The 23,180-nt window shown below is 42.3% G+C and carries 26 protein-coding genes; 16 read left to right on the plus strand and 10 right to left on the minus strand.

The window, feature by feature from the left end:
- Positions 1 to 19 precede the first annotated feature (19 nt).
- Positions 20 to 877: a biotin--[acetyl-CoA-carboxylase] ligase gene (locus IJ00_RS23770; RefSeq protein ID WP_046815057.1), complete on the minus strand. Its 858-nt coding sequence runs from the start codon at positions 875 to 877 to the stop codon at positions 20 to 22.
- A 138-nt stretch (positions 878 to 1,015) separates the two neighbouring features.
- On the opposite strand from IJ00_RS23770, the gene pgeF reads away from it, so the two are divergent.
- On the plus strand, positions 1,016 to 1,813 hold the full coding sequence (gene pgeF, locus IJ00_RS23775; RefSeq protein ID WP_035157462.1) for a peptidoglycan editing factor PgeF: 798 nt from the start codon (positions 1,016 to 1,018) through the stop codon (positions 1,811 to 1,813).
- An 885-nt stretch (positions 1,814 to 2,698) separates the two neighbouring features.
- On the opposite strand, the gene IJ00_RS28520 is transcribed toward pgeF, so the two are convergent.
- Positions 2,699 to 2,923, minus strand: coding sequence for a hypothetical protein (locus tag IJ00_RS28520; protein WP_144416077.1), 225 nt, complete (start codon positions 2,921 to 2,923; stop codon positions 2,699 to 2,701).
- A gap of 110 nt (positions 2,924 to 3,033) precedes the next feature.
- On the opposite strand from IJ00_RS28520, the gene psbV reads away from it, so the two are divergent.
- Positions 3,034 to 3,525: a photosystem II cytochrome c-550 gene (gene psbV / locus IJ00_RS23780; protein ID WP_035157464.1), complete on the plus strand. Its 492-nt coding sequence runs from the start codon at positions 3,034 to 3,036 to the stop codon at positions 3,523 to 3,525.
- Positions 3,526 to 3,633: 108 nt separating this feature from the next.
- Here the strand turns inward: psbV and IJ00_RS23785 are convergent, their stop codons facing one another.
- Positions 3,634 to 4,068 (minus strand): anti-sigma regulatory factor, encoded by a 435-nt coding sequence (locus tag IJ00_RS23785; RefSeq protein WP_035157471.1) that lies wholly within the window; start codon positions 4,066 to 4,068, stop codon positions 3,634 to 3,636.
- Between the two features lie 3 nt (positions 4,069 to 4,071).
- Positions 4,072 to 5,739 carry a SpoIIE family protein phosphatase gene (locus tag IJ00_RS23790; RefSeq protein WP_035157473.1) on the minus strand — a complete coding sequence of 556 codons (1,668 nt, stop codon included), beginning with the start codon at positions 5,737 to 5,739 and terminating at the stop codon, positions 4,072 to 4,074.
- A 287-nt stretch (positions 5,740 to 6,026) separates the two neighbouring features.
- Here IJ00_RS23790 and def point away from each other — a divergent pair, with 287 nt between their 5' ends.
- Entirely contained in the window at positions 6,027 to 6,590 is a 564-nt protein-coding gene (gene def, locus IJ00_RS23795; protein ID WP_035157475.1) for a peptide deformylase, read from the plus strand.
- 15 nt (positions 6,591 to 6,605) lie between these two features.
- On the plus strand, positions 6,606 to 6,809 hold the full coding sequence (locus IJ00_RS23800) for a hypothetical protein (RefSeq protein WP_035157479.1): 204 nt from the start codon (positions 6,606 to 6,608) through the stop codon (positions 6,807 to 6,809).
- A gap of 145 nt (positions 6,810 to 6,954) precedes the next feature.
- On the opposite strand, the gene IJ00_RS23805 is transcribed toward IJ00_RS23800, so the two are convergent.
- Together IJ00_RS23805 and IJ00_RS23810 are read right to left on the minus strand one after the other, a co-directional pair.
- On the minus strand, positions 6,955 to 8,055 hold the full coding sequence (locus tag IJ00_RS23805) for a cellulase family glycosylhydrolase (protein ID WP_046814906.1): 1,101 nt from the start codon (positions 8,053 to 8,055) through the stop codon (positions 6,955 to 6,957).
- Between the two features lie 32 nt (positions 8,056 to 8,087).
- A complete protein-coding gene (locus IJ00_RS23810) occupies positions 8,088 to 9,578 on the minus strand; it encodes an aldehyde dehydrogenase family protein (protein ID WP_035157481.1) in 1,491 nt (496 codons plus the stop codon).
- Between the two features lie 336 nt (positions 9,579 to 9,914).
- Between IJ00_RS23810 and era the strand changes: the two genes are divergently transcribed.
- Together era and IJ00_RS23820 are read left to right on the plus strand one after the other, a co-directional pair.
- Entirely contained in the window at positions 9,915 to 10,889 is a 975-nt protein-coding gene (era, locus tag IJ00_RS23815; protein ID WP_035157483.1) for a GTPase Era, read from the plus strand.
- 40 nt (positions 10,890 to 10,929) lie between these two features.
- A complete protein-coding gene (locus tag IJ00_RS23820) occupies positions 10,930 to 11,595 on the plus strand; it encodes a response regulator transcription factor (protein WP_035157485.1) in 666 nt (221 codons plus the stop codon).
- A gap of 21 nt (positions 11,596 to 11,616) precedes the next feature.
- Here IJ00_RS23820 and IJ00_RS23825 read toward each other — a convergent pair whose 3' ends face one another.
- From IJ00_RS23825 to IJ00_RS23840, 4 genes are all read right to left on the minus strand, one after another.
- Complete coding sequence (locus IJ00_RS23825; protein WP_035157489.1) at positions 11,617 to 12,120, minus strand: molybdenum cofactor biosynthesis protein B; 504 nt, start codon at positions 12,118 to 12,120, stop codon at positions 11,617 to 11,619.
- Positions 12,121 to 12,378: 258 nt separating this feature from the next.
- Positions 12,379 to 12,714, minus strand: coding sequence for a photosystem II reaction center protein Psb28 (gene psb28 / locus IJ00_RS23830; protein WP_035157490.1), 336 nt, complete (start codon positions 12,712 to 12,714; stop codon positions 12,379 to 12,381).
- A gap of 102 nt (positions 12,715 to 12,816) precedes the next feature.
- Positions 12,817 to 13,269, minus strand: a complete 453-nt coding sequence (gene dtd / locus IJ00_RS23835) for a D-aminoacyl-tRNA deacylase (protein WP_035157492.1) — start codon at positions 13,267 to 13,269, stop codon at positions 12,817 to 12,819.
- Between the two features lie 138 nt (positions 13,270 to 13,407).
- Positions 13,408 to 13,950: a hypothetical protein gene (locus tag IJ00_RS23840; protein WP_035157493.1), complete on the minus strand. Its 543-nt coding sequence runs from the start codon at positions 13,948 to 13,950 to the stop codon at positions 13,408 to 13,410.
- Positions 13,951 to 14,352: 402 nt separating this feature from the next.
- Here IJ00_RS23840 and IJ00_RS29290 point away from each other — a divergent pair, with 402 nt between their 5' ends.
- From IJ00_RS29290 to IJ00_RS23885, 10 genes are all read left to right on the plus strand, one after another.
- Positions 14,353 to 14,505, plus strand: coding sequence for a hypothetical protein (locus IJ00_RS29290; protein WP_168163526.1), 153 nt, complete (start codon positions 14,353 to 14,355; stop codon positions 14,503 to 14,505).
- Between the two features lie 333 nt (positions 14,506 to 14,838).
- Positions 14,839 to 15,276: an ATP synthase subunit I gene (locus IJ00_RS23845; RefSeq protein ID WP_035157495.1), complete on the plus strand. Its 438-nt coding sequence runs from the start codon at positions 14,839 to 14,841 to the stop codon at positions 15,274 to 15,276.
- A gap of 160 nt (positions 15,277 to 15,436) precedes the next feature.
- On the plus strand, positions 15,437 to 16,189 hold the full coding sequence (gene atpB, locus IJ00_RS23850; RefSeq protein ID WP_035157497.1) for a F0F1 ATP synthase subunit A: 753 nt from the start codon (positions 15,437 to 15,439) through the stop codon (positions 16,187 to 16,189).
- A 214-nt stretch (positions 16,190 to 16,403) separates the two neighbouring features.
- Positions 16,404 to 16,649 carry an ATP synthase F0 subunit C gene (gene atpE, locus IJ00_RS23855; protein ID WP_035157500.1) on the plus strand — a complete coding sequence of 82 codons (246 nt, stop codon included), beginning with the start codon at positions 16,404 to 16,406 and terminating at the stop codon, positions 16,647 to 16,649.
- 137 nt (positions 16,650 to 16,786) lie between these two features.
- Complete coding sequence (locus IJ00_RS23860) at positions 16,787 to 17,215, plus strand: F0F1 ATP synthase subunit B' (protein WP_035157503.1); 429 nt, start codon at positions 16,787 to 16,789, stop codon at positions 17,213 to 17,215.
- A gap of 464 nt (positions 17,216 to 17,679) precedes the next feature.
- On the plus strand, positions 17,680 to 18,228 hold the full coding sequence (locus IJ00_RS23865; protein ID WP_035157506.1) for a F0F1 ATP synthase subunit B: 549 nt from the start codon (positions 17,680 to 17,682) through the stop codon (positions 18,226 to 18,228).
- Positions 18,229 to 18,231: 3 nt separating this feature from the next.
- Positions 18,232 to 18,786, plus strand: a complete 555-nt coding sequence (gene atpH / locus IJ00_RS23870; protein ID WP_035157508.1) for an ATP synthase F1 subunit delta — start codon at positions 18,232 to 18,234, stop codon at positions 18,784 to 18,786.
- A gap of 25 nt (positions 18,787 to 18,811) precedes the next feature.
- Positions 18,812 to 20,326: a F0F1 ATP synthase subunit alpha gene (gene atpA, locus IJ00_RS23875; protein ID WP_035157511.1), complete on the plus strand. Its 1,515-nt coding sequence runs from the start codon at positions 18,812 to 18,814 to the stop codon at positions 20,324 to 20,326.
- A 173-nt stretch (positions 20,327 to 20,499) separates the two neighbouring features.
- Positions 20,500 to 21,447 carry a F0F1 ATP synthase subunit gamma gene (locus IJ00_RS23880; RefSeq protein ID WP_035157513.1) on the plus strand — a complete coding sequence of 316 codons (948 nt, stop codon included), beginning with the start codon at positions 20,500 to 20,502 and terminating at the stop codon, positions 21,445 to 21,447.
- A gap of 293 nt (positions 21,448 to 21,740) precedes the next feature.
- Positions 21,741 to 23,075: an IS701 family transposase gene (locus IJ00_RS23885; protein ID WP_035155395.1), complete on the plus strand. Its 1,335-nt coding sequence runs from the start codon at positions 21,741 to 21,743 to the stop codon at positions 23,073 to 23,075.
- Positions 23,076 to 23,180 lie beyond the last annotated feature (105 nt).

The following is a 23,180-nucleotide window of genomic DNA, read 5'->3' on the forward strand; positions in this document are numbered from 1 at the left end:
CCGAGGAAACAGGGAATGGTTATTCAGTTAATTTACAGAACAAACCTTCTCCTTTCTCCCTTCCTGAATCAACACTGTTTTTATAACCCAAACTGATTGTACCGGGCTGAAGGCAAATTTCTGATGTGATTAATTTTTTAAATTGGGGCGTATCCATACGCACACATAATTCTCCTTGAGGATTAACACCAACTACAGTCCCTGATTCTTCATTGACAGCAACGCGATCGCCAATATTAATCAGTAACTCTAGATAGTGCGACATTAATATATTCACACCTTCTTGGAAAAAACACTGTATACCGGACTCTATTCCCCATAAAACTTTTGCTGCCAGACTTTCTAAATCCGGAATCTGGTGGGAATTGTTTGCCCTTTGCCAGCTTTGTAAGCTAATTCCTGTTTCTGGCACTTGATTATCCCAATTAATCCCGACACCAATCACCGCTTGAGTAATCTTACCCTGTTGTATCTTGGTTTCTGTGAGAATACCGCCTAACTTACGCTGATTAATCACCAAATCATTGGGCCATTTTATCCCCACTGGTACTCCCTGCTGTCTTAATCCCTGGGCGATTCCCCAAGCTGTAGCAAAGGTAAGTTGATAGCTATTACTGGCAGCAATTTCCGTTTGTAATGCCACAGAAAGATATAGTCCCCCACCTGGGGAAACCCACTGTCGTCCCCATTGTCCCCGCCCCGCAGTTTGCTGAGTCGCAATCACAACAGTTCCAGTTTTCGCTCCTGCGGCTAGATATGACCACAGTGCTTTGTTTGTAGAATCAACAGTCTCTAGTATATGTAGAGAAAATGGTATGTGAGTAGACTTCGATTCTTTTTGTAACGCCAATTCTAATTTGTCTCGATTTAATCCCACAGAGTCCACCAAAAGTTGCAATTTTTCTTGTCTTGAGGGTGTGAATTCTTCCTATTCCTGCCCTCTACTACCCATTACCTATTCCCTATCTCCAATTCCTGTTATCTTAAGTACCGCAGTTACTGTTCCTGTATTACCATGCTCCATACTTGGCAATGGCAAAATTGGGAAGGGATGCCCTACCTAACTTGCAGCATTTTAGAAGACTTTACCCATGGTTTTTTTACACAGCAGTTTTGGTTGCGTCCTCCGGAGGAATTGACGAAGATATTGCATCCAGAGGCTTTAGGATACCGTTTGAAGCAGGTACATGGCAATACGGTGCTGACACCCAGGGAAATTACTAATTTATTAGCTAATTCTGAAAATTCAGAAAATACTGAAGAAGTCAAGCTGGCAGAGGGGGACGGTTTAATGAGTGAAACATCTTTGCAAGCTGTCTGGGTCGCTTCTGCTGATTGTACCCCGGCGTTGATTGGGGATATCGTTACTGGGCAAGTTGCGGCAGTTCATGCTGGTTGGCGAGGAACCGCAAGGAAAATTATTCCCCAGGCAATTCACCGTTTGCTCACGACTGGAAGCAAGCTAGAAAATTTGCGGATTGCTCTTGGTCCAGCGATCGCCCCAGAAGTTTATCAAGTTTCTACTCAAACCGCTTTGGAAGTTGGAGCCAGTATTATACCACAAGATGATGCAAATTTACTGTTGGCAGCATTGGAATCTTTGCCCGATTCTCCCATTCTTCCCGACCCTCATCCTGACAGGTTACGTTTGGATGTGCGGCGAGTCAATGCTTTACAGATGGAAGGCTTAGGGATTAGTCAAGAACAAATAGCGATCGCCCCCTATTGCACTTTTCAAAGTCCAGAATATTTCTTTTCCTACCGTCGGGAAAAACTCAAAAAAGTTCAATGGTCAGGGATTGTCAGTCGCTAATTCTGTTTGACCTCTCTTTCTTCAGGCAAGTACTACAACTAAAATCAACCATATTGACTGCCCAAGGAGGTGATTGCCAATGCTTGCCTGAAATATCAGCACCTTGACCCCACACTGACCAAAGCTCTACCACCGCAGCTAAATATGAATATTACAAAAGTTAATAATTATCTCAATATTTAATCGCAAAAATGCAACAAAAAATTGCGAAATATCATCCAATATGAACTATGATTTAGTTAATCTTGAAACAGACAAAAAGCTCTTTTTAAGTAAAGTTTCATTGCAAAAATATTCCTCTCAAAAAAACAATGTTATTCTAATAATTGAAGCTAAATAAAAGCTTCCCTGGCAGATAAAGCAGCTAGATTGTAAAGTCCAAAATTGAAGAGGTAAAAACGCTGTTACATTTAAATCTGTCTCGTTTAAACAAAAAACAACAACACCCAACTCGAAACTTGATATTTCCTCAGCTATCGTAAATCAGGGGGCGCTGTTACTGCTTCACAGATGATGTGAGTGTGAAAGTACATCCCTGGCTAGAATGAACAATAAGAGGAAATAACTCATTCAGTAGATGCTTGGGTGTTGTTGTTTTTTGTTGGATAAATATATAGTTATGTGAATATTGCATCGGGGCTAATGGCGGTGTGACTCAGAGATTGACATCAAAAGATTATCGAGGCATGTCAATCATAAATCCTCAGCCAAAGGCAACTCTTCTAGTTTGGTGTTCCCACCGACAGTTCTCCACTCTGGGGCTAATCAGACTACTCTTTCCTCAGTACAGCTTGACCATACCTTGTTTCCAGAGTGCTGAAAGTTGTTAATTGAAGGACAAATTGCACTCTATACATGATATTTGTATAACAGCGACTTAATCTACTAAATGTCCAGTGAAACAGCTGTATCGATTTCAGCGAAATTTTGAGCGCCATCAGGGTGACTAGCTACAGAGTCAATGTAGTGATGCTGCTTTGTTGTGGCGATCGCCTGGATATTACCTATCAACACCCATTGACCAACTGAACGCTGGAGGATACAAAGGCAATTATTTCCTAAATCTTGTCTAAAATGCGTTTCCAGGGCGAAGTGGAGTGTTCTAGGCAAAATCCAACTTTCAGCTTGCTCCTAGAGCAAAAATATGGCTGTGAAACTAGTTAGAGATTAAGTGTCGCATCCTTAGCTGTGTTGAGCATCAAAATCTTTAAAGGGGAAAGATGTTAAGAAGATTTATTGGCATTTTTGTCGCTACTGTACTACTGACGTTTCAGTTCGTAGTCAATAGTGCCTCTGCGGTAGAACTGGACGAAACAACCCGTAGCGTAAAATTAAACGATAAGGGTGACAATATTGTCCTGAGTCTAAAACAGGTTAAAGAAGGTAAACAATTATTTCAATTTGCTTGTGCCCAATGTCATGCAGGTGGTGTCACCAAAACCAACCAAAACGTTGGATTAGACCCAGAAACCTTGGCTTTAGCAACTCCCCCTCGCAATAATATCAACAGCTTGGTGGATTACATGAAAAATCCCACCACCTATGATGGAGAGGAAGAAATTTCGGAATTGCATCCTAGTACAAAGAGTGCAGACATTTTCACCGAAATGCGCAACTTAACCGACAAAGACTTGGAAGCGATCGCAGGACATATCCTCCTGCAACCCAAGATTGTCGGCGACAAATGGGGTGGTGGTAAGATTTACTACTAAAATCCAGATATAAATTGTTTCCAAGAGTCAGTGGGTGATGAATTTTCAGATTTAATTCCCCTGACTCTTAATTGTGGCTGAAAGTAATCAGATATATTTCACACTTAATTATTCAGCACTCTTTTTCCCCTCAGGAAAAGTTAGTTCCAGTTTCAAACAATTCCCACCATCAACTTGTAACTGATACTCAACTTTATCCATCAGGCGATTAATAATTAACCAACCATAACCACCTTCCTGTTTTTCCACAGGACTTGGCGGTGCATAGTCAGAGGTATCATAACCTTCACCACGATCCCAAATTTCGATCGCCAAATCTCGTTCTTTGAGTTCTAAACGAATCAAAACTGGCAAATAGGGCTGTTCCTTATGGGCATGGCGAACAACATTTGAATAGGCTTCTACTAGCGCTAAGCGCAGTCTACCGACTTGTTTTGACCAGTCTGTAGATTCTTTGAGTTGCACTTCCAAACATCCGAGTAACCAATTTTCGACAATGGTTAAAAACTTCAAGTCACTTGGTACGTGAAGCTCACTTTTCATTGCTTATAAAACCTCCAGTGAGAGTATAGTTTGGTCATCTTCTTGGGTATGGTTATCAGCTTGGATACGTGCTAGTAAATGGTCAAGTGATAAGGGCTTTGGTTCTTGTTTTAAGAGTTGCCATAAACCTTCAGAGTTCAACATCGAAGGTTTCGCACAATCAGTATTGCCCTGAGATGCATCCGATGTATCTGTTGTTTTGACTACCATTGCTTCCGTGATACCATCACTTGCTAACAACAAAATATCTCCAGAATTCAGAGATACCTGACCAAATTTAGCTTGCCATTGTGTTAGGATGCCCAAAGGAATACCACGCACTTTTAAGTAATTTGGTTCACTGATGGTCTCACCTAGAGGCGACCAAATAATTGGATAGATATGACCAGCATTAGCATAAACTAGCTCTTTGGTGGTAGGGGTGTATCGGGCGATAAACAGAGTGATAAAGCAATTATTGCTAATCAAATCCTCACCTAGAGCATGGTTCAGATTTTGCATAAGTACATTTGGCATTGCCGGAGTTTCTTGGGAAAGCTCCCGTCGCAAGACAGAAATCGCACTTGCCATAAATAAAGCAGCAGGAACACCCTTACCAGAAACATCTCCCACTGCCAACCATAAGTCACCTTTAGGGTGAGCAAAGACTTCAAAAAAATCTCCTCCTACCTCACGAGCAGGATAGCAACAAGCTTGAATTCTGACTTCAGGAACTTCTGGTAGAACTTGGCGCAGCAAATTATTTTGAATTTGACGAGCTACCTCTAGTTCTGCATGAATTTGTTGTTGTTTTTCCTGTAGACGTTGATAGAGTTTTGCCTGGGAAAGGGCAAGAGCAGCTTGTTCTGCAACCCCAGTCATCAGTTGAATTTCTTCTTCTTGCCACTGGCGATCGCTTCCTTGGTGACAAACATATAAAATTGCCAACAAGTGTTGTTGATAGGTAAGTGGTATAGCTATTTGATGACAGCTATTTTCGTGATGACTACTACTAATTTGATATTCATGGCTAGCTAAAACCTTCTCAATTAAGGGAGTAGTATCAATTGATAAATTGTATATATTTTTACTATTTTCATAAAAGAAAGATTCTGGTGTCAGGCGATCGCCATCCACTGGTCGAATCAGGCAATAGCTGGCATCAAAGGACTTACCAATCGTATCTACGATGTTTTCCAGCATACTGTGGTAATCGAGGGAACCACGAATTGCTGTAGTCATCCCATTGAATAACGACTCTCGCCGCAGGGTACGTTGTAGTTCGTGGATGCGTTTCTTTACCACCCGATAGGTATCAGCAGCCTGATCCACAATCAGCTTGAGATTCTCTGGCTTCCATGGCTTGGTGATATATTTAAACACCTGACCAGCGTTGATGGCATCTACTAAATCTTCGACATCGGTAAAACCAGTCAGCAAAATCCGGATGGTATCAGGAAAACGCTCTACTGTCAGACCCAAAAATTCAGTACCATTCATTTCAGGCATTCGCTGGTCTGTAATGATTACAGCCATTTCCCCCTCTTTCTCTAGGATGTCAAGGGCAGTTCGAGCGTGAGTCGCTTTGAATACCTGAAAATCCCGTCTAAATGTTCTATAGAGTAGTTCTAGGTTATCTGGCTCATCATCTATTACCATGAGCTTGAGTTTAGGGGTCTCTGTATCAGTCATATTTGACTTTTCTTGTGAGATATGATAGCGACAAGAGAGGTTTTCAAGCCATCCTGCCATTAATATGTAATGAGTAAGTTATCTAAGTAGTATAGACCACTCATTTTTAACATATAGTTTTTGAAAATGCGTAAAATCACGCCCAATATCCAACTGTTCCCGGTTCTCTGTCCTCTTTCCCTAATTCTATTTATCGGCTCCGACCTAAAGATACAGCACTCGCCGTTCGTTGCTAAGATGGGGTAAAGCGGAATCATTTCAAATCCAGATAGGTGAATCAGAAGACCATGCCTTCGGAAATTGCGGTTGAAAAGAAAAAATTAAAAAAGCCACCCTTGGAGTTGCATTTTTTAGGCGATCGCGTCCTGCGTCAACCGGCTAAACGCATAGCAAAAGTTGATGAGGAAATCAGGGAAATCGTACGACAGATGCTACAAACTATGTATAGTAATGATGGCATTGGTCTGGCAGCGCCCCAAGTCGGGATTAATAAGCAATTAATCGTTATCGATATCGAACCGGATAACCCTGCTAACCCTCCCCTAGTTTTGATCAACCCCAGTATCAAACAATTGGCTGGTGAAGTCTGCGTTGCCCAAGAGGGTTGCTTGAGCATTCCTGGTGTTTATATGGATGTCAAGCGTCAAGATGTATTAGAAATTGCCTATAAAGATGAATATGGTCGCCCTCGGACTTTGAAAGCCGATGGGTTGCTATCGCGTTGCATTCAACACGAAATGGATCACCTAAACGGTGTTGTTTTTGTCGATCGCGTCGAAAATTCCCTGGCTTTGGCACAGGAGTTATCAAAGAATGGCTTTTCTCAACAAGCAGTCAAACCAGTCACCTAGGGAGAATACGTAGTTATGTACATGACACCAAAAAGTGGCATCTTTCTGGGTGCTGCCTGTATTACGGCGATCGCAGCGGTGGGTTCGATTTTTGAACTCTCTTCTGGAACACCAGATTTAGGCACTCAAACAACAGCCATCATTCTGGCTTTGAGCATTCCTCTGACAGTATTATTGTTCTTTGCTGCTGTTAAAGATACCAAGGCAAATATCAAATAGATTTTAGCAAAAAGCCAAGCCTGATAAATATGTATGGAGTGCGGGCAATGTTCGAGTTAACTCACGCCGAAGTCTTGCCCGCTTATTTGTAGTCAAAATAACTGGTAAATGAAGCATACCGACCTGATGCTGAGATAAATAGAAATTATTTCCTCGCTTCTGGTTGAAGATTTTGCGTATTTCGTGGAGAAAGGGCAAAAGTCTTGTAGGTACTACCCCAGAAATTATTATTACTATCATTCGGTATACCATCCGCAGTTAAAAGGGCATTGGTATCGCTACCATCATACTTCCACAACCAAGCACAAACGCTTACACCCATTTTTTGGGCAGCTTGCAGAAAAACCCTAGGATTCATCAATTCAGAGGCATTCAGAGGGGCAACCTCACCAAATAATACGACAAAACCTCCTTGTTGCAGCCGTTGTATACGTTCTTCCATGATTTCCTGGGGTTGCCACAACCATTTTTCGTAGGCGTGAATATCAAAGGCAATGTTGATACGATTTTTTAATAACTCTGCCCCTCGCTGTAAAATTACCCTTTCGTCTTGTCCAGTCTCTGCACCTGGAACCAGAATAATATTGGTGGCTGCGATACTACGGATATTGTCTACCATTGTCTGCATATCTTGTAACCACAGAGCATCCGAATAACCGTTTAAACCTTGCCAATCATAGGGTTCATTCCAAACCTCAAACCAAACATCAGGCTGATTCTGGAAGTATTGAGCAACCTCTCGATAGCGTTTCTGATAATCTTGCCACCATTCTGTTTGTGATGGATTGCGACCAAGAAATTTTGTTTTCCTGCTGCCATCCCAACCAAAGGGACAGAGAATTGTTACTTTGCCGTGGGCACGATTTTCCTGGACAATTTTTTGTAGCGGGTGCAACCAGACTCCCTCCTCTGTCTGGATAGCATCTTCTCCTTGGATGGGGTTGTCACGAAAGTTACCGATAAACTCACGCACCATATCTAATCCCCACCCCTGCATATCCTGACTGCTACCACCAAAGGTGTGCATAGCATTAACTCCACGCCCCACGTAGGGTTGATTATTTTTCATCAACATACCCTGAGCAACTTTGTACTGAGATGGAGGGGAATTACTGGTAAGGGATTGTACAGGGAAAGAGAAGGAAAGGATGAGAGATAGTAGGGCGATCGCCTTCCAAGACACCCTAGGGATAAAACTCAGAAAACGCGGCATACTTTTGGCAGGAGAAGGGGAGGGAAGGGACATGGGAGTAAAAGTATTTTTTGTTGCCTCTTTTTCTAACTCCGATTATCAATTTGTGCTCGTTGTAAACTGCCAGAAAAGTCTACATATACTGTCTTCCACTCGGTAAAGATATCTAAAGCAGTGCTTCCCGCTTCTCGGTGTCCATTACCCGTTCGTTTCACACCCCCAAAGGGTAAATGCACTTCTGCACCAATTGTCGGACCATTGATATAGGTGATTCCGGCTTCAATATCCCGGATTGCGGCAAAAGCACGATTAATGTCGCGGGTATATATAGAAGAAGATAATCCATAATTTGTATTGTTAATGATGGCGATCGCCTCGGCAAAATCATTAACTTCCATTACAGCAACTACGGGACCAAAAATTTCTTCCTGAGCAACTCGCATCCCTGGAGTCACCCCATCCAAAATCGTCGGTAAGAAGAAATAACCTTTTCCTAGTTCTCCCTCCCTAGCGATATCACCACCCATTACCACCTTTGCTCCCTCTTCACGGGCAATATCTATGTACTGCCGCACCTGTTGTAATTGTCTGTGATTAATTATCGGTCCAATTTCCGTATTGGGGTCAATTGCTGCACCTAATCGTAACTGACTCGCCCGTGATTGCAACATCTGAGTAAATTTTTCCTTGATATCGCGGTGCAAAATTAACCGACTAGTGGCAGTACAACGTTGCCCTGTCGTACCAAATGCGCCCCAGATCGCCCCCTCTAAAGCTAATTCTAAATCCGCGTCTTCCATGACAATCTGGGCATTTTTCCCACCCATTTCCAAACATACGCGCTTATGGCTACGTCCACAAATTCCCCCCACCTCAGCTCCCGTCTGGGAAGAACCTGTGAAAGAAACTAAATCCACATCTGGGTGTTCTACTAAGGCTTTACCTACTTCTTCCCCAACTCCGTGAACTAAATTTACCACTCCTGGGGGGAAACCTGCGGCGGCAAAAATTTCTATTAATTTCGTTGCACAAGCAGGGGTATCTTCCGCAGGCTTAAGAATTACAGTATTCCCACAAACTAAAGCCGGCATTGCTTTCCAGCAGGGGATGGCTACGGGAAAATTCCAGGGTGTAATTAATGCACAGACACCAATGGGCACCCGTACCGTCATGGCGAACTTATTCGGCATTTCTGAGGGTGTCGTTTGTCCGTATAATCTTCGCCCCTCTCCAGCACTATAAAAGGCGCAATCGATACCTTCCTGGACATCTCCCCTAGCTTCTGCTATGGGTTTGCCCATTTCTTGGCTGATGAGTTGGGCAAGTTCTTCTTTATACTGAGTCAGAATTTCTCCGACTTTAAATATATATTCGGCTCTGGTGGGAGCTGGAATCTGTCGCCAGGTTTGATAAGCATGACGTGCAGCAGCGACGGCGGCATTGACATCTGGAGAATTGGAGCGGGGAAAGGTGGCAACAAGTTCTTCCGTATTCGCAGGATTACGACTTTCTAGAGTATCTGATGTTATGGCATCCAACCATTGACCATTGATATAGTTTTGGCATCTAAAAGTCATGGTTAAGACCTCCGATTGTGTATCAAGCTTTGCCTTTAGTTTCGCTCCTATTTTTTGGCAGCGTCAACCCTTTTCCCTACGGGATGCTCGCGAACAGTGAATCTAAAATTCAAAATTAATACAGCGTGAGCGTTTCGTTGATTGAATGATTGCTTTATTTCCGCTCCCTACTCCTTACTCCTTACTCCCGACTCCCGACTCCCGACTCCCTACTCATTAGCAATGATTCCTACTTTAGTTGTAGATTAAGTTTAGGTGTGAAGTGACAATACTCAGGTGATTCTCTGATATTTACCTCACACCAGAGAAAACAACAACTCAGAGATATAAAAAGTTATGACGGTGGAGTCCCAAGTAAATAGTATAGAAAATGACATTTTCTCTACGTTGGGAGATGTAACTATTCCCCAAGCTCCTCCTGAATTTAGGTCAGGGTTTATCGGAATTATCGGTCGCCCGAATGTCGGTAAATCTACCTTGATGAATTATTTAGTTGGTCAAAAAATTGCTATTACTTCCCCCGTAGCTCAAACCACGCGAAACCGACTGCGGGGTATTTTGACGACTCCAGAAGCACAGATGATTTTTGTGGATACTCCTGGTATTCATAAACCCCACCACCAACTGGGTGAAGTGTTGGTACAAAATGCCAAAATTGCTATTGAATCAGTGGATGTGGTGCTATTTGTAGTGGATGGGACTAGTGCTTGTGGTGCTGGCGATCGCTACATCTTTGAATTACTCTATCGTAGTCAAACACCTGTGATTCTGGGGTTAAATAAAATTGATGGGCAACCCCCAAATCCAGAGAAAATTGACGAAAGTTACATACAACTGACAGAAAATACTCCCTGGCAAACGGTGAAATTTTCTGCCAAGACTGGGGAAGGTTTACCACATCTGCAACAAATCTTAATTGAAAACCTTGCACCTGGTCCCTATTATTATCCACCGGATTTGGTGACAGACCAACCGGAACGTTTTATCATGGGCGAATTAATTCGGGAACAAATTTTACTGCTAACACGGGAAGAAGTACCCCATTCTGTGGCGATCGCTATCGATAAAGTGGAAGAAACCCCTTCTCTCACCCGTGTGATTGCAACCATCAATGTTGAAAGGGATTCCCAAAAAGGTATTCTCATTGGGAAGGGTGGTTCTATGCTCAAATCCGTAGGTAGCGCAGCACGGGAGCAAATTCAGAAATTAATCGCTGGCAAGGTATATTTGGAGTTATTTGTCAAGGTACAACCAAAATGGCGACATTCGCGGATTCGGTTGGCAGAGTTAGGGTATCGTGTGGAGGAGTAGGTAATAAAAGAATTACTTGTGAATTTCGGAGCGAAGCAAGGTGACGAATCCTTTGAATTTACCACCCGGAGTGCTCACTTTAAGGGTATTAATTGTCGAAGATGATCCAATGATGCAATTGGGTTTAGAAAGTTCATTGCTGCTCTATCCCCAATTAGAAATTATTGGACAGGTTGAAGATGGTTATTTTGCCGTCCAAGCTGCACTACAATTAAAACCAGATGTGATCATCATGGACATTGGTTTACCACGTCTTGATGGTATCGCCGCAACTCAGAAAATCAAAGCAGCATTACCGACAACCCACGTTGTCATGTTGACTTCTCACCAAACAGAGACAGAAATTATTGCTGCATTATCTAGTGGTGCGGATGCCTATTGCATTAAAGGCGCAAGTGTAGAAAGATTAATAGGTGCGATCACAGCAGCTGTCGAAGGTGCAACCTATCTCGATCCGCAAATAGCTAGAAAGGTAATCGATAACCTCAAACCACCTTCTCCCAAAGGAAATACTGCTCATCTCTCAGAACGGGAACTAGAAGTATTAAAGTTAATGGTAGAAGGTTTGAGTAATCCCGAAATTGCAGAAAAACTCTACGTCAGTACCAATACAGTCAAAACCCATGTGCGGGGAATTATGAATAAACTGTCTGTGGATGATCGAGTACAAGCAGCAGTAGTCGCTCTGCGAACAGGAATAGTTTAAATTTAAAACTTATAGTTGAAATTATCCCCGTAACTGTGTCACTAAATGGACTAATTCTGGTATAATCAGTTTCTCCATCCCTAGACGTACAGCATTACTCGAACCAGGTAGGGAAAAAATTAATTTTTGTTGATAAACACCAGCAACTGCACGAGAGGCGATCGCCCTAGAACCAATTTCCTGATAACTTAGAAACCGAAACAACTCACCAAATCCTGGCAAGGTTTTATTTAAAAGCTTTTCCACCGCATCATAGGTTGTATCCCGTGGAGCAATACCCGTACCACCATTCAAAATGATTGCATCAATGACAGGATTTTCACTCAAAGAAGCCAATCGCTGCTGAATCTGTACTGGCTCATCCGGGATAATCATATAGGACGCAATACAATGATTCTCAGCTTGTAATAAATCTTGAATCAATCGACCACTTTTATCTGTTTCTTGAGAACGAGTATCACTAACAGTCAGCACTGCACAAGTGACAGTAACTCCTATTTTATCAGCGTGGGGAATGGGATTCATTGATTTGGTAATCGGGAATGGGTGATAGGTAATAGAAGTTTATATTTTATTGCTCAACTTTGCTCACGATAAAACTCGTTAGGAATTGTGAGGTATATGAAACAGAAAGTCATCACGCACCAAAATTCAGTGAATAGTCGCGTACTTTCCTTCTTAGCACGACAGTAAAATTGCAGGAAGCAAATTCACACCACAATTTCTCTACCATGTATAGTTATGTGTGTTTACCCATTACCTATTACCCACCAGATAAATCATCTATGACTTATCAAATCCCAAATCATTCTCCTCTGCATATTCTTCCATAAACTGCATAAACTGTTCCCACTCCTGGGGAGACTTCATCAGATATACTGCTTCGATTGCTTCCGGTTTCCCGTTGACAAATTTTGCCTTAACTTCTCTGGTAACTAGCTCACCACCCTTGAAAATTAAGTACATACCAGTGATATCTTCTGTACTACTTTCACTCAGAGCTTTAGGATTAGTAAAAGTAAAAGTTGCTGTACCACTCTCACCAGTGCGCGATCGCGTCAAACGCACATCGGGAATTACGTCTTCGTCAATACCTTTGGAAAATTGAATTTTTGCCATGATGGGCGAATTTAAAGTTTTGTAATGTTCAAGTTAACATTCTCTCATCATTTAGAGCTGTATTGAGAGGATTTTTCAGATTTATTATCTCAGTATAAATTCTTATTTATGCTCTTTCTCTAGTATTAAAGTTACAGGTCCATCATTTTCAATATTCACCTGCATCATTGCCCCAAATTTACCAGTTTCCACCCTCAAGCCACTGCTACGGAGGTTATCTACAAACAGATTATATAGCTCCTCAGCCATCATAGGGGCTGCCGAACCATCAAAGGAAGGACGACGACCTTTACGACAATCCCCGTAGAGGGTAAACTGGCTCACCACCAGTAAATCACCCTGGATATCTTGTATCGATTTTTGCCATCGACCATCATTTTCTGTCCCCGGAAAAATTCTTAAATCTAAGCATTTCGCCACCATCCAATTCACTTCCACCTCAGTGTCAGTATGAGCGATACCCACCAGTAAATTGAGTCCTCGCCCAATTTGACCGATAATTTCTCCATTCACCATGACTTGAGATGATCTGACTCTTTGGATAACAACACGCATAATTTTTGATAATAGGGAATAGGGAAAAGGCTAAAGATGCAAAAGTTCTCTTCTACAAAAACGATCAACCCTCCCCTTAACTTCCTTCCCATTCCCGTTCTACTTACCTCGGTACAAGTCGCTTACAGGGAGAATGTTTCATTCTTTCTTGTGTTTTTTCCCTGGAACTACATCAAACTCAAAAGCACCAATTTTCTCATCATTAATATATACCTCAATTGTGTGCTTTCCCACAGGGTCACCAGGTGCAAGTTTCCAGGAATTTTTCACCAAACCATTTTTCACGTATACAGTTCTAGTAGTAATTGCTTCTTTACCATCCTTAGATAAAGAGAAATCTTCCCCATTTTCAGTTCCCCAGCTTTCCGGGGGTTTGGGTAAACGAAATATTTCTCGCCAAGTTACTGCACCTTTGTATTCTTTGAGCTTATAGTCTTTAAGGTAAATTTGCCAACCATAGGCAATACCCTCTTCTAAGGGAACTTTTTTGGTGGGAATAAAAGTATATTTACCATTTTTATCGTCTCTAAATACACCAAATTCGATTTTTTTGACCTTGATAGTTTTGGAAACATGGGACTCAGCAGCTGCGACAGGAGTGGGAGTAACTTCTAAAGCAAAGCTGGGCAAAATAAAGCCAGGAATGAGGTATACACTCGCTAACCAGATAATTGGTCGCATAAATATCTTACTATCTAAATTTATTCAACGATATTTATTGAGGCATAAATATATTTTTTTTTTCGACACGATGAAGACAGTTTTTTGGTATAATTATTACTCGTTCAAATCAGCCTTATATTGTCTCCTCATTTCGCAACTATCCTGGTAAAAAAATTGCAACATGGAAATACTGTTCACAGTTGTTTCAATGAAGTGAAGCTATGTGATTTAATCATCAAGTGTTGCATCGTGGCTATAATAATTCATTTCAAGTTGCCCGTTACAATACCCAGTCATCCAGACTAAGCCTTGAGAAGACTGTAAATATTCACCTTTTTATGGATTATTCCCAGATAAAAATTGTCCCAAACTGAATCATCTCTTGTGCTTTTTGTCAAATAACTTTATCGGTCAGTGGTAATGAGAAAACTTGTTATGGAGGAATGGCGATCGCCCCTGCCAAATCACCAACATCAATTTCCCCAAGACTCAAAAAGATATTCTAACTATGGTATTATGTGTTGTTTGGTGATATCAGAAATCGAAAAGATGCCCATGGAAAAAGCACCCTAGGCAAGCAGCCACTATTAAGCACACCAGCAATCAATAAAAAACTGATTTCCCCATAGTCAACTCACCAGGAGAAAAATTTCCCCTTTCCCTTATGCCCTCTGCAAGGTAGAATGTAGATTGACAGGGTTATTGCTTTTCCCTCCAGCCACAAATTAACTGACATCTACGTTCATCGCTCCATAGCTCCGAAGGGTGGCATTTGTGTCTATCTATCATGTTAGTAACAATCAGCAAATAGTTTTTTTTCTTAAAGTATTGTTACCCACTCGTGATATGATTCAGCTGGTTGATTAAGCCGTCAACATATAATTAGCTGTACTGGTTTCAAGTCCCGTGAGCTTGTCAGACGAACCAATTGACCCCACGCCGACAATACGACAAGATACTCAATCTGGTTTTGCGGACTCAGAACCAGTAAACTCTATGCAAGAGTTCTATCAACTCTATCGGGAGTTTTTGCTGATCACACTTGTCTTAACAGGGGTTATCTTTATCTCTGTGTGGGTATTTTACTCCCTGAACATTGCCCTCAATTATTTGCTTGGGGCGTTTACGGGTGTGGTTTACTTGAGGATGTTGGCAAAAGATGTTGAGCGGTTGAGCCAAGATAATCGACAGCTGAGTAAGACTCGGTTCGCATTATTAGCAGTAATTATTCTCCTGTCTTCACAGTGGAATCAGCTGCAAGTTCTGCCGATATTTTTGGGGTTTCTCACCTACAAAGCGACGCTCATCATTTATGTAGTCAAAGGGTCACTTAACCTTGACTAGCCATAGTTCCGACAACCTTAAAAATGCTACAAGGGAGTGTTATGAAAGGCGAGAGAATTTTGGTAGAAACATATCAAAAATTCTCAGGTAAGCCCAAATAAACTCCTTGCTCCTGTTCTCCAATATTAAAATTGGAGAGGTGAATTGATAGGTCGAGAAAATGCTGAATTTTCTGAACATCCCCAACTCCCTTACCTTTGCCGAGTTAGAAGTGGGTCATCATTTCTACTGGCATATAGGCAATTTAAAAGTACATGGACAAGTATTTCTTGTATCCTGGTTTGTGATTGGTTTACTAGTAATTGCTTCCTTAGCTGCTACTAGAAACGTTCAGAAAATTCCCAGTGGCATCCAGAATTTAATGGAATATGCCCTGGAATTTATTCGGGACTTAACAAAAAATCAAATTGGGGAAAAAGAATACCGTCCTTGGGTACCATTTATTGGTACTTTATTCCTGTTTATTTTCGTATCCAACTGGTCAGGAGCCTTAATCCCCTGGAAGTTAATTAAACTTCCCGAAGGAGAATTAGCCGCTCCAACCAACGACATTAACACGACTGTCGCGTTGGCATTATTAACTTCTCTAGCGTACTTCTACGCTGGTTTTGCCAAGAAGGGTTTGGGATACTTTAGAAAGTATATTGAACCAACACCCATCTTATTACCAATTGCGATTCTAGAAGACTTCACAAAACCTCTTTCCCTGAGCTTCCGTTTATTTGGTAACATCCTAGCGGACGAATTAGTGGTAGGAGTATTGGTTTTGTTGGTTCCTCTGTTTGTACCCTTGCCAGTAATGGCATTAGGATTATTTACGAGTGCCATTCAAGCCTTAGTTTTTGCCACCCTCGCAGCAGCGTACATCCACGAAGCGCTCGAAGGACATGGCGAAGAACATGAGGAGCATTAGAAAATTCTCCGTGGTAAATTTCCAATGATTTTATATTTGGTGTCAATCAAGTATAGGCATTGGCATTGTGAATACCAGGTAAATTGCTAAAACTTGCTCATGATGATGTAATTTTAGATTTGGGCTAATAACTGATAGTAATTTATTAGTAGTTAACCAGCCTGAATCTGAAAATCTCAAACTGTTTTGTTGTTTTGAAATCAGGAAAATAAACATGGATCCATTAGTTTCTGCTGCTTCAGTATTAGCTGCCGCCTTAGCTATCGGTTTAGCTGCGATCGGACCTGGTATTGGACAAGGTAACGCTGCGGGTGAAGCAGTATCTGGTATTGCTCGTCAACCAGAAGCAGAAGGAAAAATTCGCGGTACTCTGCTGTTAACCTTGGCGTTCATGGAATCCTTGACCATCTACGGTCTAGTTATTGCTCTAGTATTGCTGTTTGCTAACCCATTTTCCTAGGTTCGGCAATTAGCCAGTAGAGGCGTTGGTAACAACGTCTCTGCGAATAGCAATATTATCGTCGTCAGATAAAGTCACCCCTTTGACCTGGGGAAGCGATGAAAGTTTGTTGCTATCACAGCCAAAGAGGAGAAAAAATGTTTGATTTTGATGCAACTTTGCCCTTGATGGCATTGCAGTTTTTGTTATTGGCAGCTCTGTTAAATGTGATTTTCTACAAGCCAATCACCAAAGTATTAGACGATCGCAGCAACTATATCCGCACAAGCAAAGTTGATGCCCAAGAGCGTCTAGCACAGGCTCAAAGAGTCACAAAAGATTACGAGCAGCAACTAGCAGATGCCCGCAAGCAATCTCAGGCAGTAATTGCCGCAGCTCAGGCAGAGGCACAGAAAATTACTGCTCAGAAAATTGCTGAGGCACAACAAGAAGCTCAAGCTCAACGCGAGCAAGCTGCTCAAGAAATAGAACGGCAGAAGCAAGCGGCTTATAGTTCCTTGGAACAACAAGTAGACGCTCTGAGTAGACAGATTTTGGAAAAACTCTTGGGAGCAAACCTCGCCTGATAGGGCAGACATTGATATAGCTTGTGGTCGAGCTTTCCAGGAGACGCAACAGAGCCTAGTCTCTGTGAGCGTTTTGTGCAATTTTGGATTCATTACATCCTGAACACAGGTAAGTCCCAAGCAAAAGTCAATGATGACCAATCACTCTGAGATGGGAAGACCAAGCTCAATTTACCTAGAAAAATCAATAGTTAAGATTTTATGGGGTAGACTTCTTTCGCTTGCACTCTATACCATTTCAAGATCATCCCAAATCCATTGGGAAAAGTCCTAGGGGTTCGGCACTTGTTCAGGGAAAATTCTGATCAAGTTAAGTGTTTAACCACAAGCAATGCCAGTCGCTGGGAGTCGGGGAAAGCCGTCCAAGGCACTGGCTGAACTTTTCGCAAATCCCAAATAGATTAGCACTTTTTTCCCTTGGGGAAAGACACCAGTTTAGTAGCAAGGGAGCAGCGCAGTTGTAGATGAGTATTATAGGGACAGTCTTTTTACTTGCCGCAGAAGCTGTGGCAGAGGCAGAACCCGAAGGTGGTTTCGGTCTGAACGTAGACATCCTAGAAACCAACATTATTAACCTCGGTCTTCTGATTGGCATATTATTTTACTTTGGGCGTAAAGTTTTAAGCAACACCCTAAACGATCGCCGCTCAAATATTGAAACAGAAATTCTGACAGCCGAGAAGCAAGCTAAAGAAGCAGCAGCAGCCTTGTCAGAAGCACAGAAGAATTTGACCCAGGCACAGGCAGAAGCAAAAAGTTTGCTAGCGGCAGCACAGGAAAACGCCGAATTAGCAAAGGCAGCCATCCTGGAACGGGCAGAAGCAGATGTGGAGAAGTTGAAGCAGGCAGCTGCCAGAGATTTAGACACAGAAACTGAACGGGCGATCGCCGAACTTAAACAGCGAGTAGTCAGCCAAGCACTGCAAAAAGCTGAGGCGCAATTGAGTTCAGGCATCACCGACAACGCCCAGCAAACATTAATAGACCGCAGTATTGCGTTACTGGGAGGGTAGAAGATGCAAAGCAAAATAGCCCTAGCGGAAATTGCCCAACCCTACGCTGAAGCTCTGATGTCAGTGGCACAGTCAAACAACCTGACAGAGGAATTTGGCAGCGATATTCGCATTCTTTTAAGTCTATTGGGTAACAGTCAGGAACTACGTAGCTTTTTTGAAAATCCCTTTGTCAAGCTCGACAGCAAAAAAGCTCTGGTTAATCAGATTATGGGAGAGGGTGGCAACACCTATTTACGTAACTTCCTATTGCTGTTAGTCGATAGACGGCGGATCCAAATCCTAGAAGGCATTTGTCAGCAGTATTTAAGCTTGTTGCGTCAGTTGAATCAAACTGTCCTAGCACAAGTTATCTCAGCCGTTCCTTTAAGTGATGAACAGCAAGAGACTGTGAAACAAAAAGTCAAGGCAATGACCAACGCCCGTGAAGTAGAATTAGACACCAGAATAGACCGTGAAATTATCGGTGGTGTAATTATTAAAGTCGGCTCCCAGGTAGTTGATGCCAGCATCCGAGGTCAACTCCGTCGCTTGTCTTTGCGTTTAAGTGGTTCCTAAATCGATTAAAAAAATATAGAGACCCATGAGTATTTCCATCAGACCAGACGAAATCAGCAGCATTATTCAACAGCAAATCGAGCAGTACGATCAAGGCGTAAAAGTCGCTAACGTCGGTACTGTATTACAAGTAGGTGACGGTATTGCCCGTGTTTATGGTTTGGATCAAGCCATGGCAGGGGAATTATTAGATTTTGAAGATGGTACCGTTGGTCTGGCTTTCAACTTGGAAGAAGACAACGTGGGTGTGGTTTTATTGGGAGATGGTCGGGAAATTCAAGAGGGTAGTTCCGTTACCGCAACAGGTAAAATTGCCCAGATTCCCGTCGGTGATGCTATGATTGGGCGCGTAGTTGACGCTTTAGGTCAACCCATCGATGGTAAAGGTGAAATCAAAACCAGCGAAACCCGCTTGATTGAATCTCCCGCACCTGGTATTGTGTCACGTCGTTCTGTTCACGAACCGATGCAAACCGGTATCACTGCCATTGACTCCATGATTCCCGTAGGACGGGGACAACGGGAGTTGATTATCGGTGACAGACAAACCGGAAAAACCGCGATCGCCATCGACACAATTATTAACCAGAAGGAAGAAGACGTAGTTTGCGTTTACGTCGCCATCGGTCAAAAAGCTTCCACCGTAGCCAACGTTGTCCAAACCCTCCAAGACAAGGGAGCCATGGACTACACCGTAGTTGTAGCGGCTAACGCTTCTGACCCCGCAACCCTACAATTCTTCGCACCCTACACCGGTGCATCTATTGCTGAGTACTTCATGTACAAAGGCAAAGCAACTCTGATTATCTACGATGACTTGTCTAAGCAAGCCGTAGCTTACCGTCAGATGTCCTTGCTGTTACGTCGTCCACCCGGTCGGGAAGCTTACCCCGGTGACGTATTCTACGTTCACTCCCGTTTATTGGAAAGAGCCGCCAAACTCAGCGATGATTTGGGTGGCGGTAGCATGACCGCGTTACCCATCATTGAAACCCAAGCTGGTGACGTATCTGCTTATATTCCCACCAACGTTATTTCCATCACAGATGGTCAGATTTTCCTTTCTTCTGACCTGTTCAACGCTGGTGTGCGTCCGGCAGTAAACCCCGGTATCTCCGTATCCCGTGTAGGTTCTGCGGCACAAACCAAAGCCATGAAGAAAGTTGCTGGTAAGATTAAACTGGAACTCGCCCAGTTTGACGACCTACAAGCTTTTGCCCAATTTGCTTCTGACCTAGATAAAACCACCCAAGACCAACTGGCACGGGGTGTACGTCTGCGGGAACTCTTAAAACAGCCCCAAAATTCACCCCTATCTGTATACGAGCAAGTGGCTATTTTGTATGCAGGTATTAACGGTTACTTAGATGATATCCCTGTTAACAGAGTCAGTGCCTTTACCCAAGGGTTACGTGAGTTCTTGAAGACCAGTGCTGCGGAATACACTAACAATGTGAAGACACAAAAAGCACTTGGGGATAATGAAGAAGCGGCACTGAAAAAAGCCCTCGCTGACTTCAAAAAGACCTTTGTGGCGTAAATAGTGCTGAGTTAATGCTGAGTGCTGAGTGGAAATCTGAGTGTCAATAGCAGAGATGAAGATACCTATCTCCCCTTGTCTACTCCGACTCAATCAAGTCAGCATTCAGCATTTTCGGTCACCCATGATTCATCACGTGCTATGCACCGCTAGGCTAACAGCAACTTAAGAAAATGGCTAACCTCAAAGTAATACGCGATCGCATTCAGTCGGTCAAAAATACCAAAAAAATTACAGAAGCGATGCGACTCGTGGCAGCAGCACGGGTAAGACGGGCACAAGAACAGGTAATATCTACCCGTCCCTTTGCTGATCGTTTGGCGCAAGTGCTGTATGGTTTACAAACCCGTTTGCGTTTTGAAGATGCAGATTTACCCCTGTTGAAAAAACGCGCAGTCAAATCCGTTGGCTTGTTAGTGATTTCTGGCGATCGCGGTTTATGCGGTGGCTACAATAACAACATTATCAAGCGTGCGGAAGCGCGGGCAAAAGAACTCAAAGCCGAAGGTGTAGACTATAAATTTGTCCTTGTTGGACGGAAGGCAACTCAATACTTCCAACGTCGGGATCAACCGATAGATGCAACCTATTCTGGCTTAGAGCAAATCCCCACAGCTGCTGAGGCAACTAATATTGCCAACGAACTGCTTTCTTTGTTCCTCTCAGAGAGCGTAGACAGAATTGAGCTAGTCTACACCAAATTCGTATCCTTAGTTAGTTCTCGTCCTGTAATTCAAACTCTCCTACCCCTTGATTCCCAAGGTTTAGAAGCAGCAGACGATGAAATTTTCCGTCTGACGACTCGCGGTGGAGACTTCCAAGTAGAACGGCAAAAAATCGTTACAGAAGTTCGTCCCCTACCCCGCGATATGATTTTTGAACAGGATCCTGTACAAATTTTGGATTCTTTATTGCCTCTGTATCTCACCAACCAATTATTACGTGCTCTCCAGGAATCTGCTGCTAGTGAATTAGCTGCACGGATGACAGCGATGAGTAATGCCAGTGATAATGCGACTCAATTAATTAGTACTCTCACCCTTTCATACAACAAAGCTCGTCAAGCAGCGATTACTCAAGAACTGCTTGAGGTTGTCGGTGGTGCAGAAGCACTTACTTAATCTGGAAATCAAACTTTTTGATTCGTGGCTAATTGCTAATTTCATGATTAGCGGTTAGCCATTTGTGTTGGAGCGATCAAAAAGAATAAATTTTGGCTAATCTTATACTAATTCAATTTTGGAATGCAACTCCGGTGATTGCAAAATCTGTAAAGACGTTTCGCCGAAACGTCTCTATGTCGTCGGATCAGCGCGGGATCTGTCACAGTCTTTTGTAGGATTGGTATAATCCCTCTTTTGTTACTACGGGGAGAGTATAATCAGAAAAAAAGCAGACAAAGTAAGTAATAGGAATGGTTACGCCGCGCAGACAGCCAGTAAGCACAGTGGCATTCATAGATAACTACTGCCAGCACTATTATTCAGTATTTGAGGATGTGAGGCATTTTGAAGCTTTCAAATTCTTACATTTGGGCATAGTTTCAGAAATCCCGCGAAAAACCCTACCCCTAATAGCTAAAACAGTGGGGTTAAAAGATAGCCAAACACTACATCATTTTTTGAGAGATGCACTGTGGGATGTCAAAAAGTTAAGAGAAATTAGGCTGTGGTTGATCAAAAGGTTTATTGGAGAAAGAGAAATAATTTTATGTATTGACGAAACCGGGGATAAGAAAAAGGGAAAATCAACAGATTATGTGACTAGTCAATATATCGGAAACTTAGGCAAGACAGAGAATGGAATAGTATCTGTAAATGCTTATGGTGTAGTAGATGGGATTACTTATCCTCTAATGTTCCAAATATTTAAACCGAGAAATCGCTTAAGAGAAGGCGATAAATATAAGAGTAAACCCCAAATAGCAATAGAGATTATTCAAGAGTTGAAAGAATGGGGTTTCAAAATTAAATTAGTGTTAGCGGATAGCCTATATGGTGAGAGTGGAGATGTAATTAGATGTTTAGAAAAATTAGAACTAGAGTTTATCGTAGCAATTCGCTCCAATCATGGAGTGTTGATGCCCCCAGGAAGCCGAAAACGTTATAATCGCTGGAAAGCTTATGAGCAAAAGCTTTCACATCGTCAAACTGAAACTCGTTACTTGAGAGAAATTATTTTTGGTAAACGTCGCCGTACCAGATACTACCAAATCAGTAAGATGAATACACCCGACCCTACGGGAGATGAAAGTTGGTACATCATGACAAATTTATCAACTGATTTGTCACTGAATGTCGCGCAACTTTATAGTTTAAGAAATTGGATTGAATATGGTTTTAAACAAGTTAAGAATGAACTAGGTTGGGCTGATTTTCGTCTAACTGATTATGAAAGTATTGAACGCTGGTGGGAAATCATTTTTAGTGCTTACCTTTTCGTTAGCATTCAGGCTACTTATTTTCAACTTCATGTCCAAAATCAATCAACATCTAGTTCAGAATTACCTTCCTCAATAGACTTTAATAGTTCTCAATATAGTCAACATCCTAATTGGGAATCTGGTACCACATGGAAGAGTGCCTTAAATAATCTGAGATTGCTCATTCAACCCTATATTTTTTACTGTTTGATTCAACCTTGGCTCACAGTATTTAACATTCCTGGTATGAAGCGTTGCTTTTTGAAATTAATCAACTTTATGAATGATTTTCGCGCTTCTCCAGTCAGTTTCTCTGTTGCTAGTTGAACCTCTTGTCAATTTTTCTCTTCCTAAAGTAACAAAAGAGGGATAATACCAATTCACGAGAATCCTGATACATATAGATTTCACGTAGGGGTTTAGCAATGCTAA

The sequence above is a fragment of the Calothrix sp. 336/3 genome (genome assembly GCF_000734895.2).
Classification (GTDB): Bacteria; Cyanobacteriota; Cyanobacteriia; order Cyanobacteriales; family Nostocaceae; genus 336-3.